26 protein-coding genes are annotated in these 21,520 nt (G+C 51.8%); 13 read left to right on the forward strand and 13 right to left on the reverse strand.

The features are described 5' to 3' along the window. Window positions 1–92: 92 nt before the first annotated feature. The 5 genes from purB to rluE are packed head-to-tail and all read right to left on the reverse strand — an operon-like array spanning window position 93 to window position 4,429. Complete coding sequence (gene purB, locus JTA15_RS04335) at window positions 93–1,463, reverse strand: adenylosuccinate lyase (RefSeq protein ID WP_020884458.1); 1,371 nt, start codon at window positions 1,461–1,463, stop codon at window positions 93–95. Window positions 1,464–1,482: 19 nt separating this feature from the next. Then, window positions 1,483–2,112, reverse strand: a complete 630-nt coding sequence (gene hflD, locus JTA15_RS04340) for a high frequency lysogenization protein HflD (RefSeq protein WP_014169611.1) — start codon at window positions 2,110–2,112, stop codon at window positions 1,483–1,485. Between the two features lie 27 nt (window positions 2,113–2,139). After that, a complete protein-coding gene (gene mnmA, locus JTA15_RS04345; RefSeq protein WP_032670452.1) occupies window positions 2,140–3,252 on the reverse strand; it encodes a tRNA 2-thiouridine(34) synthase MnmA in 1,113 nt (370 codons plus the stop codon). 40 nt (window positions 3,253–3,292) lie between these two features. Beyond that, on the reverse strand, window positions 3,293–3,766 hold the full coding sequence (locus tag JTA15_RS04350) for an NUDIX hydrolase (RefSeq protein ID WP_020884456.1): 474 nt from the start codon (window positions 3,764–3,766) through the stop codon (window positions 3,293–3,295). A gap of 9 nt (window positions 3,767–3,775) precedes the next feature. Next, the gene (gene rluE, locus JTA15_RS04355) at window positions 3,776–4,429 is read right to left on the reverse strand and encodes a 23S rRNA pseudouridine(2457) synthase RluE (protein ID WP_032681233.1); all 654 of its coding nucleotides are present in this window, start codon (window positions 4,427–4,429) and stop codon (window positions 3,776–3,778) included. A 117-nt stretch (window positions 4,430–4,546) separates the two neighbouring features. Between rluE and icd the strand changes: the two genes are divergently transcribed. From icd to JTA15_RS04380, 5 genes are all read left to right on the forward strand, one after another. Further along, the gene (gene icd / locus JTA15_RS04360; protein WP_014169617.1) at window positions 4,547–5,797 is read left to right on the forward strand and encodes an NADP-dependent isocitrate dehydrogenase; all 1,251 of its coding nucleotides are present in this window, start codon (window positions 4,547–4,549) and stop codon (window positions 5,795–5,797) included. A 589-nt stretch (window positions 5,798–6,386) separates the two neighbouring features. After that, window positions 6,387–7,433: a glycosyl hydrolase gene (locus tag JTA15_RS04365; protein WP_219372897.1), complete on the forward strand. Its 1,047-nt coding sequence runs from the start codon at window positions 6,387–6,389 to the stop codon at window positions 7,431–7,433. Window positions 7,434–7,632: 199 nt separating this feature from the next. Then, window positions 7,633–7,983, forward strand: a complete 351-nt coding sequence (locus tag JTA15_RS04370; RefSeq protein WP_020884453.1) for a DUF1304 domain-containing protein — start codon at window positions 7,633–7,635, stop codon at window positions 7,981–7,983. 76 nt (window positions 7,984–8,059) lie between these two features. Next, a complete protein-coding gene (locus JTA15_RS04375) occupies window positions 8,060–8,305 on the forward strand; it encodes a YmjA family protein (RefSeq protein ID WP_014169620.1) in 246 nt (81 codons plus the stop codon). 243 nt (window positions 8,306–8,548) lie between these two features. Next, window positions 8,549–9,244 (forward strand): hypothetical protein, encoded by a 696-nt coding sequence (locus JTA15_RS04380; RefSeq protein ID WP_032677945.1) that lies wholly within the window; start codon window positions 8,549–8,551, stop codon window positions 9,242–9,244. Here JTA15_RS04380 and JTA15_RS04385 read toward each other — a convergent pair. Continuing rightward, a complete protein-coding gene (locus tag JTA15_RS04385; RefSeq protein ID WP_025204430.1) occupies window positions 9,241–10,752 on the reverse strand; it encodes a cyclic diguanylate phosphodiesterase in 1,512 nt (503 codons plus the stop codon). The genes JTA15_RS04380 and JTA15_RS04385 overlap by 4 nt on opposite strands. A gap of 237 nt (window positions 10,753–10,989) precedes the next feature. Between JTA15_RS04385 and JTA15_RS04390 the strand changes: the two genes are divergently transcribed. From JTA15_RS04390 to JTA15_RS04400, 3 genes are all read left to right on the forward strand, one after another. Next, entirely contained in the window at window positions 10,990–12,510 is a 1,521-nt protein-coding gene (locus tag JTA15_RS04390; RefSeq protein ID WP_219372898.1) for a cyclic diguanylate phosphodiesterase, read from the forward strand. 181 nt (window positions 12,511–12,691) lie between these two features. Further along, window positions 12,692–14,164: a sensor domain-containing diguanylate cyclase gene (locus JTA15_RS04395; protein WP_032679672.1), complete on the forward strand. Its 1,473-nt coding sequence runs from the start codon at window positions 12,692–12,694 to the stop codon at window positions 14,162–14,164. A gap of 275 nt (window positions 14,165–14,439) precedes the next feature. Continuing rightward, window positions 14,440–14,688 carry a GlsB/YeaQ/YmgE family stress response membrane protein gene (locus tag JTA15_RS04400; RefSeq protein ID WP_006174788.1) on the forward strand — a complete coding sequence of 83 codons (249 nt, stop codon included), beginning with the start codon at window positions 14,440–14,442 and terminating at the stop codon, window positions 14,686–14,688. 54 nt (window positions 14,689–14,742) lie between these two features. On the opposite strand, the gene yoaJ is transcribed toward JTA15_RS04400, so the two are convergent. The 3 genes from yoaJ to JTA15_RS04415 are packed head-to-tail and all read right to left on the reverse strand — an operon-like array spanning window position 14,743 to window position 15,990. Continuing rightward, window positions 14,743–14,817 carry a protein YoaJ gene (gene yoaJ, locus JTA15_RS21890; RefSeq protein WP_071605476.1) on the reverse strand — a complete coding sequence of 25 codons (75 nt, stop codon included), beginning with the start codon at window positions 14,815–14,817 and terminating at the stop codon, window positions 14,743–14,745. After that, entirely contained in the window at window positions 14,818–14,916 is a 99-nt protein-coding gene (locus JTA15_RS04410) for a YoaK family small membrane protein (protein WP_014883431.1), read from the reverse strand. Between the two features lie 45 nt (window positions 14,917–14,961). Beyond that, window positions 14,962–15,990 (reverse strand): sensor domain-containing diguanylate cyclase, encoded by a 1,029-nt coding sequence (locus tag JTA15_RS04415; RefSeq protein WP_219372899.1) that lies wholly within the window; start codon window positions 15,988–15,990, stop codon window positions 14,962–14,964. Window positions 15,991–16,294: 304 nt separating this feature from the next. Here JTA15_RS04415 and JTA15_RS04420 point away from each other — a divergent pair, with 304 nt between their 5' ends. Continuing rightward, on the forward strand, window positions 16,295–16,549 hold the full coding sequence (locus tag JTA15_RS04420; protein WP_219372900.1) for a DUF333 domain-containing protein: 255 nt from the start codon (window positions 16,295–16,297) through the stop codon (window positions 16,547–16,549). Between the two features lie 80 nt (window positions 16,550–16,629). Continuing rightward, window positions 16,630–16,935 (forward strand): hypothetical protein, encoded by a 306-nt coding sequence (locus JTA15_RS04425; protein WP_020884446.1) that lies wholly within the window; start codon window positions 16,630–16,632, stop codon window positions 16,933–16,935. Here the strand turns inward: JTA15_RS04425 and JTA15_RS04430 are convergent, their stop codons facing one another. Continuing rightward, window positions 16,936–17,280, reverse strand: coding sequence for a DUF488 domain-containing protein (locus JTA15_RS04430; RefSeq protein WP_014169629.1), 345 nt, complete (start codon window positions 17,278–17,280; stop codon window positions 16,936–16,938). A 151-nt stretch (window positions 17,281–17,431) separates the two neighbouring features. On the opposite strand from JTA15_RS04430, the gene JTA15_RS04435 reads away from it, so the two are divergent. After that, entirely contained in the window at window positions 17,432–18,139 is a 708-nt protein-coding gene (locus JTA15_RS04435) for a CTP synthase (protein ID WP_014169630.1), read from the forward strand. A 30-nt stretch (window positions 18,140–18,169) separates the two neighbouring features. On the opposite strand, the gene JTA15_RS04440 is transcribed toward JTA15_RS04435, so the two are convergent. Continuing rightward, window positions 18,170–19,357, reverse strand: a complete 1,188-nt coding sequence (locus JTA15_RS04440; RefSeq protein WP_134179209.1) for a CynX/NimT family MFS transporter — start codon at window positions 19,355–19,357, stop codon at window positions 18,170–18,172. A gap of 99 nt (window positions 19,358–19,456) precedes the next feature. Here JTA15_RS04440 and JTA15_RS04445 point away from each other — a divergent pair, with 99 nt between their 5' ends. Further along, window positions 19,457–20,248, forward strand: coding sequence for a helix-turn-helix transcriptional regulator (locus JTA15_RS04445; protein ID WP_020884444.1), 792 nt, complete (start codon window positions 19,457–19,459; stop codon window positions 20,246–20,248). Here the strand turns inward: JTA15_RS04445 and JTA15_RS04450 are convergent. Next, window positions 20,232–20,678, reverse strand: a complete 447-nt coding sequence (locus JTA15_RS04450; RefSeq protein ID WP_014169633.1) for a DUF441 domain-containing protein — start codon at window positions 20,676–20,678, stop codon at window positions 20,232–20,234. The genes JTA15_RS04445 and JTA15_RS04450 overlap by 17 nt on opposite strands. Window positions 20,679–20,823: 145 nt before the next feature. Between JTA15_RS04450 and yoaI the strand changes: the two genes are divergently transcribed. Further along, complete coding sequence (gene yoaI / locus JTA15_RS21680; protein ID WP_014169634.1) at window positions 20,824–20,928, forward strand: small membrane protein YoaI; 105 nt, start codon at window positions 20,824–20,826, stop codon at window positions 20,926–20,928. Between the two features lie 20 nt (window positions 20,929–20,948). On the opposite strand, the gene JTA15_RS04455 is transcribed toward yoaI, so the two are convergent. After that, a complete protein-coding gene (locus JTA15_RS04455) occupies window positions 20,949–21,449 on the reverse strand; it encodes a YbaK/prolyl-tRNA synthetase associated domain-containing protein (RefSeq protein ID WP_219372901.1) in 501 nt (166 codons plus the stop codon). Window positions 21,450–21,520 lie beyond the last annotated feature (71 nt).

Consider the following 21,520-nt stretch of genomic DNA (forward strand, 5'->3'; position numbering starts at 1 on the left):
TAGTTTAACGCTGATTATGTTGTTGTGGGGATAAACATTAAGTAAACCGGGGAAAAGCAGCCCCCTTTCCAGGCGGAAAGGGGGAAGGGAGGTTACTTCAGCTCGTCAACCATGGTGATGGCACGGCCGATATAGTTTGCCGGGGTCATCGCTTTCAGGCGGGTTTTCTCGTCTTCCGGCAGTTCCAGACTGTCGATAAACTGTTTCATGCCTTCGGCGTCTACGCGTTTGCCGCGCGTCAGCTCTTTCAGTTTCTCGTACGGTTTTTCAATGCCATAACGACGCATGACGGTCTGAATGGGCTCTGCCAGCACTTCCCAGTTGTGATCCAGCTCGTCCAGCAGACGGTCGCGGTTCACTTCCAGTTTGCTTACACCTTTCAGGGTGGACTGATACGCGATCAGCGCGTAGCCGATACCCACGCCCAGGTTACGCAGCACGGTGGAGTCAGTCAGGTCGCGCTGCCAGCGGGAAACCGGCAGTTTGCTCGCCATGTGCTGCAGCACCGCATTCGCCAGACCCAGGTTGCCTTCGGAGTTTTCGAAGTCGATTGGGTTGACTTTGTGCGGCATGGTTGAGGAGCCAATTTCACCGGCGATGGTCTTCTGTTTAAAGTGGTTCAGCGCGATGTAACCCCACACGTCACGATCGAAATCGATCAGAATGGTGTTGAAGCGAGCGATGCAGTCAAACAGTTCCGCGATATAGTCGTGCGGCTCAATCTGGGTGGTGTACGGGTTCCACTGAATGCCCAGAGAGGTCACGAACGCTTCGCTGAACTGATGCCAGTCCACTTCCGGGTAGGCGGCGATGTGGGCGTTGTAGTTACCTACCGCACCGTTGATTTTACCCAGAATCTCGACCTGCTCCAGCTGACGATACTGACGTTCCATACGGTACGCCACGTTTGCCATCTCTTTACCCATCGTGGAGGGAGTGGCCGGCTGACCGTGGGTACGGGACAGCAGCGGAATATCACGATATTCGACAGACAGTGCTTTTACCGCGTCGATGATTTTACGCCAGTAAGGCAGCACTACGTCTTTACGTGCGGTGGAGAGCATCAGCGCATGAGACAGGTTGTTAATGTCTTCTGAGGTGCAGGCGAAGTGAATGAATTCAGACACGGCATGCAGCGCAGGCACGCTTGCCACTTTCTCTTTCAGGAAATACTCAACCGCTTTTACGTCATGGTTGGTGGTGCGCTCAATAGTTTTAATGCGCGCAGCATCTTCTTCGTTGAAGTCAGCAACGATTTTATCGAGGTAATCGTTTGCCTGGGCGTCAAAAGCAGGAACTTCCTTGATTGCTGCCTGGGCGGCCAGCTTTTGCAGCCAGCGTACTTCAACCTGAACACGGAACTTCAGCAAACCATATTCGCTGAAGATCCCGCGCAGCGCGCTGACTTTATCGCCGTAGCGTCCATCTACAGGGGATACGGCGGTCAGTGAGGATAATTCCATAATTCGCAACTCCGGGAGGTTAACAATGAGCAAGAATTTGTTTTGCCTGAGTCGTCAGGCGATTACGAGAAAACATTAACTGCAGGCGGCCACCGCCAACCTGATGCCACAGCACGGCGGCACGAATACCCGCCAGCAGGGAGGCGCGGACTTTTGCCTGAACCTGCGGGCTTTGCAGCACGGCAGGAGAGCCGGTGACCTGAATACGTGGGCCCAGCGGGCTGATGACGTCAACATAAATGCCGGCCATCGCACTGAGCAGCGTTTCGGACTGCAGATCAAAATGGTCGAGCTGGCGCTGCAGCCCGGCAATGCGGTCACCGAGCGTATCAAGCGCGCCTTTGGCCGCACTGAGCTTACGCTCCAGCACCATCAGGCTTAACGTGTAGCGGGTCAGCTCCGCGTTCAACCCCTGACGGCTACTGGCGTTAAGCACGCCAAGCAAAGTTTCAAGACCGAGACGAAGATTGGTTTCACTCCCACCGAAGACACCCAGAGTCGAACCGGGGTTGAGGTCGATAACGCTGTTGAGTGAAACGTGCAGCGCGTCAGCATCGCAATGACCCTGATGCGCCAGCTGTTGCACCAGACGGGCAGACTGGCAAATTCCAGCCAGTGCCAGGGTGATGTCATAATAGTTCTTCGCCACACGTTCTCCTTTATGTGTGCAATCGTGTTAAACGGCCGGCAGCGGCAGGCGCTGTTCAATGATCCCGCCGCCCAGACAGATTTCGCCGCTGTAGAATACGGCGGACTGGCCTGGGGTGACCGCTGCAACCGGTTCGTCGAAACGCACATCAATGCGTTCATCATCCAGCGCGGTGACGGTACAAGGGATATCGGTCTGGCGATAGCGTGTTTTTACCGTACAGCGCAGCGTACCCTTCAGCGGCTCACGATCGACCCAGTGCAGCTGTTGTGCGATGAGGCCGACGGACATCAGACGCGGATGGTCGTGGCCCTGAGCAACAACCAGAATATTGTTTTCGACATCTTTATCTACGACGTACCACGGATCTTCGCTGCCTTCTTTGGTGCCGCCAATACCCAGCCCTTTACGCTGGCCCAGCGTGTGGTACATCAGCCCCTGATGTTGACCAATCTCATCACCGTCGACGGTAACGATTTTGCCCGGCTGTGCCGGCAGGTAACGACCAAGGAAGTCGCGGAATTTGCGCTCGCCGATAAAACAGATACCGGTGGAGTCTTTTTTCTTCGCGGTGATCAGATCCAGCTCTTCGGCGATTTTACGCACCTGCGGCTTTTCAAGCTCGCCTACCGGGAACAGGCTTTGCGCAATCTGTTCGTGGCTGAGTGTATAAAGGAAGTAGCTTTGATCTTTGTTGCCATCCAGACCGCGCAGCAGCTGGCTTTTGCCATTCACATCGGCACGACGTACGTAGTGCCCGGTCGCAATATAGTCTGCGCCCAGATCTTCTGCGGCGAATTCCAGGAAGGCTTTAAATTTGATCTCTTTGTTGCACAGAATGTCCGGGTTCGGGGTACGACCGGCTTTGTACTCTTCCAGGAAAAGCTCGAAGACGTTGTCCCAGTATTCTGCGGCAAAGTTAACGGTGTGCAGTTCAATGCCCAGCTTATCGCACACCGCCTGCGCATCGGCGAGATCCGCAGCAGCAGTGCAATATTCCTCGCCATCATCTTCCTCCCAGTTCTTCATGAACAGGCCCTCCACCTTATAGCCCTGTTGTTGCAACAGGTAGGCGGAAACGGAGGAATCGACACCGCCGGACATGCCGACGATCACTTTTTTCTGGCTGTTATCTGACATGGAATACTCACGACATTGAACTTCAAGGCGGCGTATTCTATCACGCCCCCCCACCATTGGCACCCTCTGTAAACGGCCAGTTAAATTCTCCAATCACCTCAAGCGGCAGGCGACCAGCAGACTGCCAGCAGCGGATACTCTCGGCAACCAGCGGCGAGCGCAGGTTTGGCGCGTTCAGGATCTCTTCGGCAGTGACCCACAGGCAGCGATCGATATCATCGTCCTGCGGCTCTGTGGCGCACGTTTCGCTAAGCTCGACGGCAAATAAAAAGCGCAGGAACGGAGTGTGATCAGGGGCAATCCACTGGTGCATACGGATGAAGTGTTGCGGCTCCGCGTGGATACCGGTTTCTTCCCACAATTCGCGTTTGGCGGCCTGCAGTAAGGTTTCATTGGCTTCAAGGTGCCCGGCTGGCTGGTTCCACAGCGCCTTGCCGTTAATACTCTCTTCTACGACCAAAAACTTACCCTGCGCGTGAACCACGCAGGCGACCGTGACATGCGGTTTAAACATAGTGACTCCTTAAGGGGTAACGTCCCGCCATTCACCGTTTGCCAGTGAATCCAGGGTGTAGTTGCCCATGGCGTAGCGAATAAGTCGCAGGGTAGGGAAGCCCACGTGTGCGGTCATCCGGCGAACCTGGCGATTACGGCCTTCATAAAGGGTGATCTTGAGCCAACTCGTCGGGATGGATTTGCGCTCGCGGATCGGCGGCGTGCGTGGCCACAGCCATTCCGGCTCGCTGACGAGCTCAATACCTGCAGGCAAGGTAGGACCATCGTTTAACGTCACGCCGCGGCGTAATGTCGCCAGCGTCTCTTCATCCGGTTCACCTTCAACCTGGACGAAGTAAATCTTTCCCGTGCGTTTGCCCGGCTGAGTGAGCCTGGCCTGTAAGGCACCATCGTTGGTTAAGACCAGAAGTCCTTCGCTATCCCGGTCCAGACGGCCGGCGGCGTAGACGCCCTGAACAGGAATGTAATCCTTCAGCGTGCTGCGTCCGGCTTCGTCAGTAAACTGCGGCAAAACATCGTAGGGTTTATTGAACAAAATCACCCGCTTTGGCTGGGATTCTTGTGGTCTTCTGGCGGCTTGTCGTGAGCTGAATCGCTCAACCCGGTGTTTTGTAAAAGAAGTTTTCTTCATGGTATTTTCAGACGTTATCAATTGCCGCATTATAGCCTATTAACGAAGACCTTTCATGGCGTCGGACAATCAGGTACTATCGAAGGGCTCATTACAATTTATTAACATAAGATCAGTAACAACCAGAAGCGCTCGAAGGAGAGGTTAATGGAAAGCAAAGTAGTTGTTCCGGCGGAAGGTAAAAAGATCACCCTGCAAAACGGCAAGATTAACGTTCCTCACAATCCGATTATCCCGTTCATCGAAGGTGACGGTATCGGTGTAGACGTTACCCCGGCAATGCTGAAAGTGGTTGATGCCGCTGTTGAGAAAGCCTACAAAGGCGAGCGTAAAATTTCCTGGATGGAAATTTACACCGGTGAAAAATCTACTCAAGTTTATGGCCAGGACGTTTGGCTGCCAGCTGAAACGCTGGACCTGATCCGCGACTACCGCGTTGCTATTAAAGGCCCTCTGACAACTCCAGTCGGTGGCGGTATTCGTTCCCTGAACGTTGCGCTGCGTCAGGAGCTGGACCTGTACGTGTGTCTGCGTCCGGTTCGTTACTATCAGGGCACCCCAAGCCCGGTTAAGCACCCTGAATTGACCGACATGGTTATCTTCCGCGAAAACTCAGAAGACATCTACGCGGGCATCGAGTGGAAAGCGGACTCTGCTGACGCAGAGAAAGTGATTAAATTCCTGCGCGAAGAGATGGGGGTGAAGAAAATTCGCTTCCCTGAGCATTGCGGTATCGGTATCAAGCCTTGCTCCGAAGAAGGGACTAAACGTCTGGTGCGTGCGGCCATTGAATACGCGATCACCAACGACCGTGACTCTGTGACGCTGGTTCACAAAGGCAACATCATGAAGTTCACCGAAGGCGCATTCAAAGACTGGGGCTACCAGCTGGCGATGGAAGAGTTCGGTGGTGAGCTGATTGACGGTGGTCCATGGCAGAAGATCAAGAACCCGAACACCGGCAAAGAGATCATCATTAAAGATGTGATCGCCGATGCGTTCCTGCAGCAGATCCTGCTGCGTCCTGCTGAATATGACGTTATCGCCTGTATGAACCTGAACGGTGACTACATCTCCGACGCCCTGGCGGCGCAGGTTGGCGGTATTGGTATCGCCCCTGGTGCGAACATCGGTGACGAGTGCGCACTGTTCGAAGCGACCCACGGTACGGCACCAAAATATGCCGGCCAGGATAAAGTGAACCCAGGTTCTATCATCCTGTCTGCAGAAATGATGCTCCGTCATATGGAATGGTTCGAAGCCGCAGACCTGATCGTTAAAGGTATGGAAGGCGCGATCAACGCGAAAACCGTTACCTATGATTTCGAACGTCTGATGGAAGGCGCTAAGCTGCTGAAATGTTCAGAGTTTGGCGACGCGATTATCGCGAACATGTAATCCACTTGCTGGGTTAAACAAGAACGGGAGCCGATGGGTTCCCGTTTTTTATTATTCGATTTCGTACGGTTATCAAAACCCCTCCTTAAATAGCATTTACCGTCCACGCTCTACCGGGCCATCATGCGCTTTCGCCGTTTGATTCGGCGATGTATGCCCCAAAATTTCTTGAATATCTTAATTCCACGTCTCACTAAATTCATTGTTATGGTGTCCGGCCTCAACCGGTGCCGCGCTCATGAATACCTGATCTGACTTATCGGGTACGACGCGATTACGGTGAAACTCTCATTAATTCTGTTGTCAGCATAACTTTCTGGTGTGCGGAATATCACTCGTATTACGGGAGATAGCACAACGTGAATTAGCATCATTTTAAGCAGGCGGCTGATATAAATATCCCTGTCGCAGCAAGTTATTTAATCAAACGGTATTGCTGTGCTGGCACTGTCCGCGGTAGTGGGAAAAGCCAGACAAACTGTACGAAAAAATAAAGCCGGGCAATATCGGTTTTATTGTGTACGTAGCAAATACGCATGGTTATTCATTGCCATGTATTTTCCAATCGAGACGTAAGGATATTCTATAAATGAGTACTTTTGCTGTAGTACCCGCAAATCAGTCTGCAGATAATAATGCGAAAATGATTTATCAGTGGTTGAGTGGTCTGTCTGATCGACAGGGTAAAAAGCTCATTTCAGGTATTTTTGGTGGCTATAGCAATATCGGCGGCGTCGATGCTTTTTCCCTGCAACAAGGAAAAGACCTGCAGGCCCTGACCGGGAAATTCCCGGCTATTTATAGCGCTGACTATGCCCGTGGCTGGGATGCCTGTACCCCTGGAGAGGAAGCCAGTTTGATCGATTTTGGTTGTAATGCCGATCTGATCGACCACTGGAAAAAAGGCGGACTGGTCGCGATCAGCCACCATTTACCAAACCCTTGTTTTGCGGGTAATAATCCTGGTGATGGAAAGGGGGCTCTCAAGCATCCTGTGAGTAATGATGAATTTTCTGCAATCTTACAGTCTGGAACACCGTCGCGTGGACGCTGGTTGGCAATGCTTGATAAGGTCGCTCAGGGCCTACAGCAACTGAATGAGAAAGGTGTCACCGTCTTTTATCGACCCTTGCATGAGATGAATGGCGAGTGGTTCTGGTGGGGGGCAACCGGTGAGAATACAAACGATACTGTACGTATGGATCTGTATCGACGCTTGTATCAGGATATCTTTAATTATTTCGTTAAAACGAAAGGGTTAAACAATTTACTCTGGGTCTTCTCTCCTGATGCAAACCGGGATTATAAGACATCTTATTACCCTGGCGCAGAGTATGTTGATATTACTGGCCTGGACTTGTATACAGACAATCCTGCCACTGTAAACGGTTACGATGAAATGGTGGCATTGAATAAGCCGTTTGCCTTTGCTGAGGTGGGGCCATCAACAATTAACGGCCAGTTTGATTATGCAAATTTAGTGAGTGTTATTCTTCAGAAATACCCTAAAGCAACCATGTTTATCCCCTGGAACAATGACTGGAGCCCGCTGAAAAACCTGAATGCCTCTGGTGCATACAATAATGACCGGGTAATAAATCTCGGAGAGGTATGGAACGGCAGCGTTCTGAGTTAATGTACGTTCCGGTGTCACGTTGATGCACCATATAAAATGGTTGAAGTCGCTGGCCCGATCGTTAACGCTATAGAAGATGCTAAAATGTTCAGAGTCTGGCGACGCGATCATCGCGAATATGTCATCCAGATTCTGGGTTAAACGTGAACGGGGGCCTGAAGGTCCCCGTTTTTTTCCTCTGCCTGCGGGAGACTGCAAGATGTTAGCTACGATCCTTGTCGCTATTGTTGCATTAATTCATCTCTACATACTTGTGCTGGAAATGTTCCTGTGGAACACAAAAACAGGCCACAAGGCATTTAATCTCAGCCCTGATTTTGCACGCGATACCCGCGTGCTGGCCGCAAATCAGGGGTTGTATAACGGTTTTCTGGCGGCGGGATTGCTCTGGGGACTGTGGCTTGGTGAAAGCGGTGTTCCTGTGGTCTTCTTCTTTTTGACCTGCGTGTTGATTGCGGGCATTTACGGTGCCATGACCGCCAGCCGAAAAATACTCTATGTTCAGGCTTTACCGGCGCTGGCTGCATTGATTGCATTGTGGTTGCGTTGATTAACAAGGCTTTGGTCTAAGAGTGCCGTCCGATATACTTACGCATTACCCTTAAAGGTCAGAGAAGAGACTGTTTATGCACAATGAAATTCCACTTAAGTATTATGACATCGTCGATGAATACGCGTCGGAAGCCGCGGAGCCGGTAAGTGAGGCAGAGCGCGATCCTCTTGCCTGTTATTTCCAGTTGCTGCTCACCCGTTTATCGAACAATGAAGAGATCAGCGAGGAAGCCCAGCAAGAGATGGCGAGTGAAGCCGGCATCCGTAGCGCGCGCATTGATGATATTGCGAACTTCCTCAATCAGTGGGGAAATGAATAGTCTGCCTCAAAAACCGTTGTGCTGATGCTTTGCTAAACAGCTCAGCATCACGCTATCGGACCACATGCATTTTTTATCCGGGATGTGCGTTGAGGGTTTACCGATGAGCAGGGCGAAAATAACGATCAGGAAAAAGAGTACCAGCGGAAACAACAGAGAATTTTTCACGTTTTAACCAAATGAGAGTGTGCTTCAGGGTAATCTACGGTCTGAATGTGACGACTATATGTTTTTAGGAAAGAAATGGAAACGTCTGATCTGGAAAAACATTACCACGACACCAACGCGAAGACGCTGGCACTCTGGGAAAAGCGGGACGGTATCGGAGCGGTAAGGGAGCCGTTTTATGCTACGCAAAAGCTCGCACTGGCGACAGGTTTCCAGCCGGAAATGGCCGCGTCTGTCGACATGTTGTTTCGGGAACTGCGGGCGTTGACCCGCCACGACTCGTTAGTAGACCTCCAGCCGCCATCCGGCTTCCATTTCACCTTCGTACCCATAACGCTCCCTCTCTACGACGAGAATGCACCGTTACCGGCGAAGACGCATCAGCTTATCGACGCATGGACCCCTTTCGCCGGTCTGGGTATCACGGTTCGGGAACTCAGGCTGGTGGCATTGCCCAACCAGCTCTTGCTTGCAGGCATACCCGATACACTTGCCTTGAGGCAGCGGCAGGCGTTTTGTGAATGTCTGTTAACCACGGACTGGCAAGAGGCGTTGCGCTTACGCCATGGCAATACCCCTTTGCCAGCGCCGTTCTGGCACACTACGCTGTTACGCTACCAGGCAGACTGTCTGCCTGAATCGCTGAGGGCGTTTTTCCGTGAGCGCCGCATGCAGCGTTACGGTGAGGTTTGCGGAGAGCTAAAACTCAACGTCGTGAATTATAACTGGACGTTATGCAGAGCCGTCACGTCGTCAATGTTGACATGCTAACGCGCTGGTTTTTGCTTATCGTTGTTAAGTTGCTGCGTCAGTTCATCAATGGTCAGTGATTTAGAGAAATACCATCCCTGAATCAGGGCATCAGGATACCGGTCTGCGATAAAGCGATATTGCGTTTCGCTTTCCACACCTTCAAAGACGAGCGTTTTATTCAGTCTGGCGAGGGCGTCACTAAAGATGACGAATATATTCTGTTTATAATGCTCATTAATACCATCTACCAGCGATTTATCTATTTTGATCTCATCGTATTCCAGAAGCGATATGCGGGCGAGGTTAGAGTTTTGCACTCCAAAATCGTCAATTGATATTCTCACACCCAGTGATTTTAACGCCTGACAAAACCCTTCGAGAACATCCGCAGTGGAAACCGCCTTTTCAGAGAGTTCGACTTTTATCAAGGAGAGTGGAATGCTGTTCACTAAACACTCACGACACAGAATCTTAATGAATTGCCCGTCTTCAATCTCGGTTCGGCCAATATTTAATGAAATCACCAGCTGATGTTTAATCGCCAGCGAGGCGATTTCTGCCAGGGATTTTTCGATGATATTGATATAATACTTTTGATACAGGCCAATTTTCTTAATTAAGGGAATAAAGAGCTCAGGCGAGACCTCTCCATGATTGTTATCGCGCCATCTCGACAGAACTTCGACGCCCACCATTTTTTTATCCTGGATTCGAATAATGGGCTGGTAGTTAACGCTGATGGTATTGGCTTTTACCGCGTTAACCAGCGTGCGCTCCAGTGAGAACCGATCTTCATAGATGCGGAAGAAAAACAGCGTGATCGCTATCCAGATGAAAGCCAGAATTGCCGTGAGAAGGGTAAACACCACCAGAGACAATGAAGCCAGCCCTGCGTTGTGATGCTTCACGATCACACACAAATCCCATACGGCGCTGCACTGCGTCAGGGTTAAGGTAAACAGATTCGAATGCAGCCAGCTCTGTTCTTTTATCACCGGGGAGGCTGAGAAAAATGTTCTGCCGAAATCTTTGGTCGTCGTACTCAGTGAATAGTTCGCCGTAATCGGCGTGAACTTATCGTAAGCATAGCGGGAGGTGAATATAATCACGTTATTATAAATTGCCGCATTGCCTGTAAAAAAATCTTTTCTGGAAAACTGTGCCAGAAGAAAACCCCGTGGCGTTTTATGCAGCTCTGCAGGAAGGGCAACGGGAGTGGCGAGTTTACCCCAAAAAGCAGTACAGGCTATTTTCCCCTTTTCAATAAAACCGATATCCCCGAAATAGAGGCTATCTAACTTTATCTGCCTGTAACTATCGAGACTGGTTTTATCACATCCCTGTGTAGTAATGCTTTTGAGCGCCTGCGCCACACTTTGAGAGAGGCCTTCTGAATATTGCAAAAGGGAATGGGAAACCTCGAGCTGTTTGCTCTTTTGCTGGGCCACGATAACCGCATTAACCGCATAGAGAGAGAGGGCGACCAGCAACGTTGAAATGATAGCAACGGCAATGATCTTTTTCATTTTCCAGTGGTCCCGTCCGCTCCCTGATTGCACAAATCTTAACACAGCCAGGGCAAGGCACAAGCCTGATAATAACGGAGGTTTATCTTATTCAGTCAGAGTAACTCATGCGGAAGTACCAGCTTTTTAAGATAAATCTTAACTAAACTTTTCACATTGCTTTAAGCAGCGGAGAGTTTGCCAGGCAATCGCCTTATACAGGTCATAAATGAGCATTTTTCTCTTAAGGAAAAAATCGTGCGCAACCTTATGCTCCCCATTCTGTGTGCCTTATTTGTGTTTCTGAGTGGCATGCTGATCATTAACTGGCAGTTGTGGCATATGGCCCGGTCAAATTATGCCGAAACCGCCGCCGCAAGCACGCGTAAAATTGAGGCCATTCTTGCTGAGGCTGTCAGTGCTGCAAATACCGCAAAACGGGTCGCCGCTGAAGGGTGTACCGACACCGGACAGCGTAAACTGGGTTCGGAAGCTGCGCTGAAACCGCATCTTAGCGCCATTATGATTGAGCAGCAGGGCAGGATCGTCTGTACCTCCCTTCCCGGAAACGGCGTATTGATTGTTCGCCCGCAGACGCTGCCCAACAAAGGATTGATGCTGCTCCCCGGTAATCGCCTGGTGAACGGCATTCCGGTGTTACTTTTTCAGATGCCCGTCGCGAAAGGGCGCGTTATCGTAAGCGTTAGCGACGCGCATTTGCGGGATGTTATTGCGAGTGCAGCAAACAGCACGGGACTGAGGCTGGTTGTTGGCGAAAAAGCGATAGCCGGCGCGGGGGATGTGACCGGCTGGCCCCCCGTGAAGTGGGCGGGCTCCTTAACAGCATCGGCACATTTTCCGTTTAGCATGGCCTGGCAGCCTCCCGCCTTTTTCAGCCTGACGCGTTTACTGCATCAGGGATGGAGCGTGATACTGCTTATCCTTGCGTTATCTGCGGCTGTTGGCATTCTTATCCGTCGCTACAGGGGGAAAAGCAGCTCGTTTGAAGACGATCTGCGTAAAGCCATCATCCACGGCCAGATCGTTCCGTACTATCAGCCGATCGTGAATGGCGATACCGGCGGTTTGTATGGCGTGGAAGTGCTGGCAAGGTGGAAGCACCCAAAATCAGGCTTTATCCCACCGGATGTTTTTATTCCGATTGCCGAGCGCAGCGGTCTGATAATTCCGCTGACCAAAGGGTTAATGGCGAAAGTGGTGACCGAGCTTAAGCCGCTTTTGCCTAAGTTGCCGGACGGATTTCACATCGGGGTGAACATCAGCGCCAGACACATCAATGCGCCTTCTTTTATCGCTGACTGCCGGGTCTTTGGAAAAGGCTTTTATGGTAAAGAGGTCAAACTGGTTCTCGAAGTGACCGAGCGTGAACCGCTGATCGATAATCCTCATCTGGTGGAAAATCTCAATGCGTTACATAACGCCGGTTTCGTCATTGCGCTTGATGACTTTGGGACCGGGTATTCCGGACTCTCCTGTCTGCACGCGCTGGCGATTGATTATATTAAAATCGATAAAAGTTTCGTGAACCGGGTATCAGAGGCGAAAGACTCTACGATCCTGCTGGACTGTGTGATTGACCTGGCGAAAAAACTCTCACTGCATATCGTGGCTGAAGGGGTAGAAACGAAGGAGCAACTGGACTATCTCAACCGTAATCAGATTACCCTGTTGCAGGGATACTATTTTGGTAAACCGGTCTCGTATAAAGAATTTATTAAAGTCATCTTATCTAAGCCGCTGGAGAAGGTCAGTCTGTAAGAGATTTTTTTCTGTGAAAGGGGCCCAGTAATAATATCTGATGCCCGTTTGCGAAAAGCGAAATATCATCAGATTTCTGTTGTATGCTTAAGTGCAATTCATTTTCCTCTTATCCTGAGCTTTGTTACAGTGACTCTAGTTGTCAGCCAGGGATGTCAGGCGTGATAAGGTGGAAGAGCTCGTGCATGTGAAAAATACTTTTTACACAACAACTATTACCGTCATCATTGTCTCATTGATCATTTCGCTGTCGCTTGCCGTCCAAATTACCACGTCCAGGCAGCAGTCAATCCAGCAAATAAATACCAGCGTTGCTAACCTGAGCCATACCTTAGACGTGTACAGCGAAGGGATCATGCGCCAAAGTGAAATGTTGATTACTTCGGTTTCCGACATAATCAAAATTTATGGCATGACCCCACAACAGGCCAAAAATATCCAGCGGATGATAAGCAATCAGGATAATCTTCTTATCCAGATAAATAATGTGGTTGTTTACGATGCGCAAGGGAATATTTTTACGGCACTGCATGAAAGTTTTTCCGGACCCCGGAAAGGGGTGGACAGATCGTTTTTTATCTACCACAAAGAAAATAAGAGCCAGCAGATTTTTATTGGTCAGCCGGTGGTCAGCAGAACGAATGGTAAATGGGTCATAACCATTAGTCGTCGGCTGGAAACCCCTACCGGCGCGTTTAACGGTGTCGTTGTGGTTACGCTGGGTATCGAAAATTTTCTGGCGTTATACGGGCAGATCAATATTGGTCACTCAGGTGTGATCGGTTTAACAACCCAGTCAGGCGTGTTGCTGGTGCGTCATCCGTTTAAAAATAATTACATTGGCGCGATTGTTTCGGATTCGCCTCTCTTCAGGACATACCTCAAGGTACAAAACGCGGGTATCGCCAGCTCTGTCTCACGGTTTGATAAAATCGAACGCATTTATGCTTTCGAGAAGAACAAGCGCTACGGGCTCGTCACCACCGTGGCGGTCAGTACGCAAGAAGCACTCGCCCCCTGGCGCAAGCAGGCTCTCCAGCTTTCTGTACTCATTTTGGTTTTTACCGCGATACTCATTGCGGCGTCCTGTTTCCTTTATTCCGATTTATCCAGAAAAACACGGGATAACAGAGCGCTGAAGATTATTGCGTCTGAAGATGCGCTAACCGGACTTTTCAACCGACGCATTTTTGATGAAAAAATTCTGTCAGAAATTGCGGCCTGTGCGGCCAGCGACGCCCCGATTTCGGTGTTGATTGTCGATGTGGACTACTTCAAAAAATACAACGATAACTATGGTCATCCCGAAGGGGACCGCTGTTTAACCCTGCTGGGAAATAGCCTCAGGGAGAGCCTGAACCGGGACAACCAGGTTGTGGCGCGCTATGGTGGGGAAGAGTTTGCACTGATCCTGCCAGACACGGATATCCAGGAAGCGCTCCGCCTCGGTCAGACGATCATTCGCAATGTCTTTTCGCTGCATATTGAACATGCTTTCAGTCCCTTCGGGCGGGTCACGGTTAGCGTCGGGATCTCCACTGCGCGTGCCGTGGATATCGCGGGCAGCCAGCAGAACATCATTATAGCCGCCGACCAGGCGCTCTATCAGGCAAAACGTGCAGGGCGAAACCGGCACGCTTTTGTTGCGGTGTAGGCAAAAAAAAGCCCACTCTAGAGTGGGCAAGAAATACTGGAAGCAATGTGAGCAATGTCGTACTGAATACCTGAGCGTTTCACTCAACTATTCAGTGTTGAGAAAGATAATCTTTCTCAACAAAAGATGCAACCCCACATTTCTTGTGGTGCTGTTGATGAATAAACGCGCACTCTCTCACTGTGATGCTTATCACAAATTTCCTTTCTGAAATCCTGTGCTATCCTTTCTTGTGTCGTTGATTTAATGACAAAAACCATACGGAGAGGAAACTTATGGGAATTTTATCCTGGATTATCTTTGGGCTTATTGCAGGTATTCTGGCGAAGTGGATTATGCCGGGCAAAGATGGCGGTGGGTTTATCGTCACCGTAATACTGGGGATTATCGGTGCAGTGGTGGGCGGTTGGATCAGTACGCTGTTCGGCTTTGGTAAGGTCGATGGCTTTAACTTCGGCAGCTTCGCTGTCGCGGTGATCGGTGCGTTGGTTGTTCTGTTTATCTACAGAAAAATCAAAAGCTAAGCCTGATAAATGTTGAAAAAGGCTGCCATATGGCGGCCTTTTTACGTGGTGGATTTACCACCAGCCTAGCTGCGAGCCTGCAACAGCCACGATTGCCACGATCAGCATAATGAGGGTTGTTTTTCTCATTTATGCCCCCGGAGCAGCGTAACCACCGACAAAAAACCAGGCCAAAAACACTACCGCCGTTATAAAAATAACGACCGGGAAGAGGATCCCTATTCTCATACCATCACCTGTTTCGGTTTTTATAACGCCGTAGAGTGTACGGGGTTAATCCATCGCGAGAAAGCGCGTTTTGCTTTTTCCTTTCTTATGCTGATACATCGCGACATCAGCCGCGCGTAACGCACTGTCCGGATCGGTCACGGTGGGGTCAACTTCAATCACACCGAAGCTGGCGCCAGGATAAATAATGTTCACGCTCCCCAGCCAGTATTCTCCTGCAATACGGGCGTCGAGGCGCGTTTTAAGCAGGTTAATCTGTGTGCTCTCACCCGTACTATTGGTCTGGCTAAGCGAGGCCACCAGAAACTCATCACCGCCCAGCCGGCCGATTATCTCGTCCGCCTGTTTTTCTTCAGTCAGACGTTTACCCACTTCAATCAGGAACCGATCGCCTGATTCATGCCCGTAACGGTCGTTAATCAGCTTGAAATCATCAAGGTCGATAAACGCGATGATGGCGTTGCGTTTAAGGTGCTTTGCCAGTGAAAACAGGGTCGTCAGCTCTTCGAAGATGGCGCGGCGGTTTGGTAATCCGGTAAGGGCATCGGTATAAGAGTGCGCAATGAGTGCCGCATTGGCTTCCCGAAGCTGGATCACCAGCGACTCTTTCTGAATATACTGGGCAATCAACCCGGCGAATAATTTCAGAACTTGTTCACCGCGATCGCTGGGATGTTTCTTTTCCGTGCTGGTGGCGCAGAGCGTGCCATAGAGTGAACCATCCGCAAGGTGAATAGGGATACTCATGTAGGTTGTAATGCCAAGGGCTTTCGCGGCATCGCAATCCGGCCAGCGCTCTGCCACCTCGTTACTGAACAACGTACCACTCTCGATGGCGCGCTTACACAACGTGTCGCCCCATGGAACGTTAAGCCCCTCAGGGATCTGCATCTGCTTGCTGTTGCGGGCGTAGAGGATATGCTGCAGCCGCGCATTGATATCGACCTTCGTCAGGTAGGTGGACTCCATTTCAGTCACAATCTCCAGCATCTCCAGCAGCTGGCGGACGAGACTTTCAAGGGACTGCTCAGTGGAGAGCGTTTCTGAAACACGGGCAAGGATAATATCCGACATGACGTAGGCTCACTCCCATGCAGAAGACGTCTGCATCTGCATGTTATGCTGAATTTTTCGACTTCGGGCATAGTAAAACATGAATATAAAAATTTTAATATTCATCACAGGGGAGCGGGGGAGAAAAAAAGCCCCGATGTTGAGACCGGGGCAAAGACATCTTGATTACGGAATGATGTTCTCTGGTCATTGAGAACACGTGCCACTGTAGTGTGGAAAAGTGCAGTTAAGATGGAGAAATCGTGGAGAAAGCGGCGATGACCCGTTACCCTTAAAGTCTGATGAAGTTAAAAGGATCAATGAGATGAGATTACTGCTTCTGGCACTGGCGTTACCGCTGGCCGCCTGTACCGCCAAAACATCCCCGCCTGATGCCCCGAAACCGCCCCAGGTTATCGGGATGGCTAATCCCGCCTCCGTCTACTGCCTGAATAAAGGCGGAGAACAGGTCCCGGTTCAGAGCCCGCAAGGGGTTCGCACGGAGTGCAAGTTGCCTGGCGGCGAAGTAATCGATGAATGGGCGCTTTATCGTCGCGATCATCCGCAACCTGCCAGGTGACAGCGGGATAGTGGCTGCGGTACACTTCTCTTTAGGATTATTCTTAGCCTTTCGATGGCTACCGTTATCGTGAGAGAAGTATGTTTCAGCTTAAACCGGGCAGCATGGCGATGATCATCGGTGCCCGCACGGCGTCCGGCCGTCGTAATATTGGTAAATCTGTTGAACTGTTTGGCCTGTGTCAGCCCGGCCAGCGTTTCGTTAATCCGGTCAATGGCGTCATGACGCAGTTACCCACCACCTCGGATCGCGCGCTTTGGCTGGTGACCGGTGATGTCTTCGCGTTTGACAATCAGCATGGCTTTGCGTTTATTCGCGCCGAACATCTGATGCCGCTTACCCCGGATACGGCGCCGCAAATCCTTGATGAACTGATGATCGACTGACTAGACATTACGCAGCCAGTCGGCTAACACCAGGGCGTGATTGTGTTCCTTATCTTTCGCGCCATAGAGAAGGGTTAAGGTCTGCTTGCTGGCCAGCGCCGCAAGACGCAACCCCTCGTCCTTGTGCTGCGCCAGCTCTTCCCGGTACGCCTTGCTGAAGGCGTTGAAATCAAGGGTTTCGCTATGAAACGCCTTGCGTAAATCATTGGACGGGGTGAGCGTTTTACACCATTCATCATACGCGAGATCGGTTTTCTTCACGCCACGCGGCCAGAGCCTGTCTACCAGCACCCGATAACCATCGTCCGGGCTTGCCTGTTCGTATACGCGTTTACACTGGATCATCTTTTCTCCTCAGCTGCGGCAAAACGTTCTGCGTATTACTCTAGCACTTTGTCTTTACCCACCCAATTTAAGGTATTGTGATAATTGCAGAAGATCGGTAGTCTGAGGTTCCTTATGTTATCTGCTAATACTCAGGCATAAGGAACCTTTCATGGAACACCTCCCGGCTAAAACCACACTGCGCATTGCGCTGGTTGGCGATTACAATCCCGATGTTATTGCGCACCAGGCGATCCCGCTGGCAATTGACGACGCCGCTGCCGTTCTTGACCTCACCGCTGATTATGACTGGCTCGCGACCACGGAACTGACCAGCCCGGAAGATCTGGTAGGTTATGACGCTATCTGGCTGGTTCCCGCAAGCCCGTACAAAAACACAGCGGCGGCCTTTATCGCTGCACGCTACGCACGCGAAAACAGCATTCCCTTCCTCGGCACCTGCGGCGGGTTCCAGCATGCGCTGATTGAGTACGCCCGTAATGTGCTGGGCTGGCACGATGCGGCGCACGCCGAAACGGATACCGAAGGCACAATGGTGATTGCGCCATTAACCTGCTCGCTGGTGGAAAAAACCGATGCAATTGAGCTGCGCAACAATACGCTCATCGCCAAAGCCTATGGCAAACCGGAAATCGTGGAGGGATATCACTGCAATTACGGTGTGTCGCCGGAATTTGCACGGGAGCTGGAGAGCGGCGAAATGCGCGTCACCGGCTGGGACGAGCAGGGTGAAATTCGCGCCGCGGAGCTACTGACCCATCCGTTCTTCGTGATCACTTTATTCCAGCATGAACGTGCCGCGCTGGAAGGTCGACCGGTGGTGCTGGTACAGGCAATGCTGCGCGCGGCGCGCGGATAAAAAAGGCAGACCTGGTGGTCTGCCATTCTACTAACGGGGCGTTACCTCCCGGTCACGCCCGGCAAGCATACCGCAAATGGCCATGATCACGGCGGCCAGTGCACAGGCCAGAAGCGGATACCGCCAGTCACCGGCAGCATCGTGAATTTTGCCCATCAACGGCGGGCCACAGGCGGCCAGCAGATAGCCAACCGACTGTGCCATGCCGGACAAGGCCGCGGCCTGATGCGCAGAGCTGGCGCGCAGCCCGATGAAGGTCAGGCCAAGGATCATCGTTGCCCCGGTACCAAAACCAAACACCAGCGTCCACATGACCGCCATTCCCGGCGCAAACCACAATCCTGCTGCGCTTATCGCGCACAACAGCGCCACGACGCCGGCGATTGCTCGCTGATCCTTCAGACGATGGAGGATTAGCGGGACAGCGAGACCCGGCACGGCGGTGGCCAGCTGTAAGAGTCCGTGCACAGAACCCGCCTGGGCTTCGCTATACCCGTGGCTGAGCAGGATCGCCGGTAGCCAGCCGATGATGACATAGTAAATCAGCGAGTTAATCCCCAGAAAAAGGGTGACCTGCCAGGCGAGGGCAGAGCGCCAGATGGCGCGGTTATGTAACGCGCCTGCACCGGTCACCGTCGCAACGTGTTTCTGACGCCACTGTGGCAGCCAGAGCAGTAACGCCGCCAGCGGAAAGGCCATCAGCACTAGCAGGGCGCCATGCCAGCCGGCTTCCCCCTGCGCCAGCGGAACAATCAGTGCGGAACCTAACGCCGCGGAGATCCCCATCGTCAGGGAATACGCGCCGGTGAGTCTGGCAACCTGTCCCGGGAAGTCACGTTTAATTAACCCAGGCAACAGCACATTGCCCAGTGCGATACCGCAGCCAATCACCGCCGTACCGATGAAAAGTAGGGGGGCGGAAGGCAGGGAGCGCACAGCAATGCCGACGCAAATCAGCAGCAGGGCGATAAACAGGCTGCGCTCCATGCCGATACGCCGGGCAACACCTGCGGCGAGCGGGGAGATAAGGGCGAAAGCCAGCAGAGGCAGGGTGGTCAGCAGACCGGTTTGCGCTGTACTCAAGCCATAATCGAGACGAATGGTATCGAGCAGCGGTGCTGCTCCGGTAAAGGTGACGCGAAGCGTAGTGGCAATCATCAGGATACCTGCGATCAGCAGCGCGCCCTGTTTTCCTGAAACCCGAATTGCAGTAGTCATTGTGTTCTCATACGTTCAAGCGAGCGCACACAATACCGATTTTCTCCACGGTTGAAATCAGGCTAAAATGACAGTTTATCGCTAATATCGGACAACCTGATGATTGGTCTCGGACTGGACGGCTACGATCCCGATAGCCAGCATGATGCGGCTGTCGCGTTTCGCATCCGCGTGGTGGCGGAGGAACAATACATTCCGCGACACCAACATCGTAAGGGACAGCTGATTCTGGCGCTGGGGGGAGCCATTACCTGCGAAGTGGAAAACGCCATGCTGATGGTACCGCCCCAATATGCCGTGTGGATCCCTGGCCAGATGCCGCACAGCAATAAGGCCACGCCGGGTGCCCAGCTTTGCTTTTTGTTTATTGAACCCGGAGCGGTAAGTTTGCCCGATCGCTGCTGCACCCTGAAGATCTCCCCTCTGGTGCGGGAACTGATCTTATCGCTGGCGGAAAAATCACGTGAAGCGCTTTCGCTTGCTGCCACATCGCGTCTGGTGGATGTTCTTTTTGACGAGCTACCGCTGCAGCGTCAGGAACATTTGCAACTGCCCGTTTCGCCTCATCCAAAAATCCGGCTGATGAGCGAGAAGATGGCGGAAGAGCCTGCTGCCTGGCAGACGCTGGCGCAATGGGCGAGCCACTTCGCCATGAGTGAGCGCAATCTGGCGCGCCTGGTGGTAAAAGAGACGGGCCTGAGCTTTCGCCGCTGGCGGCATCAGCTGCAGCTTATTGTGGCGTTACAGCTGTTGATTGGGGGGAAGTCGGTACAGCAGGTGGCACAGTCGCTGGGGTACGACTCCACCACCGCGTTTATCACGATGTTTAAGAAGGGGCTGGGGCAGACGCCAGCGCGCTATATTGCCAGCCTGACTATGACTTCCCGATAAACAGTGAGACCAGCCCGGCCGCAATCAGCGGGCCCACCGGAACGCCACGAAAGAGCGCCACACCGAGCACGGTTCCCACCAGCAGACCGGCTACCAGCGAGGGCTGGCTGCTCATCAGCGTAACGCCACGCCCGCCCAGCCACGAGACAAAAACGCCTACCGCTATCGCTATCAGCGATTTCCAGTTTACAAACGAGTGCAGTAGCGTCGAGGCAGGCAGCGTACCGCTGGCGATAGGTGCCATCACCCCAATGGTCAGAATGATGATCCCGATGGTGAGACCTTGTTTTTCTATCCACGGGAAAAAGGTGTTTAACGGGGTCACGCGCACAATGATCAGCACCAGAATTGAGATAGCGACGGTGGTGTTATGGCTGACAAAGCCAAGCGCAGCGAGGGCCAGAAGAATGAGCAGAGTCGGGTCAAACATAAGGAATCCTTGCCAAAAGAGTAAGCCTGCTTACTTTACGCGGAAACACGGCTGAAGACAGTTTTTAAAAAGATTTTACTGCTGTCATAACCCTGTCATTTACGGGGGATAAAACAGGGGCAGGCATCGAAAAAGGGTCGCAAAAATGTACGATCACATGTTTGTCGAAACGCTGATCATCTCTTCATCGTTTTTCGCTGTTGCCATTATCCTGGTCGCGTCAGTTATTTTTCTGGAAAAAAAAGGCTGACGTGATGCCAGCCTACACGATTACGCTTTATGGAACGTCACCAGTTCAGGACGGGCGATACGCAAATAATCCTGCGTATCCATAATCACGGATTTTTCCAGCAGACCGGCGTTAAACGCGATTTCATCGAAACGATCGAACAGGAGCGGGTCGGCCACCAGTGCCAGATCGGGATGGAAGCTAAAAGGCGGAATGGCGCCAAAAACGCAGGCGGTCAGGGTATCGACTTCGGCAGGGCTTGCGAGAGACGCTTTTATCCCCCCAAAATGGCTGGCAAGCTGGCTTAAATCGGCCTGCAGATCGGCGGCGAGGATCGCCAGAACGTGTTTTTTTACGCCGTTTCCCTTCACCTTACAGACCAGTGCTTTTGCCCCTTGCCCCAGATCGGTTCCGCGGATCTCACTCACCGCTTCGCATTTCCCCACGGCGTCATGCTCCATGACGCGAAATCGTGCGCCCTGCTGGGTTAACAACGTAATGAGTTGCTGGTGGGTTGTTGTTCCCTTAACGTCATCAGACATAGCGATTTACCTGTTAAATACCAATACGCAGCGTTTAACCTTAGCACAGAATATTTCGCCGTTGGGATAGA

This window comes from Enterobacter sp. BIDMC 29 (genome assembly GCF_019378755.1).
In the GTDB taxonomy this organism is placed as follows: Bacteria; Pseudomonadota; Gammaproteobacteria; order Enterobacterales; family Enterobacteriaceae; genus Enterobacter; species Enterobacter ludwigii.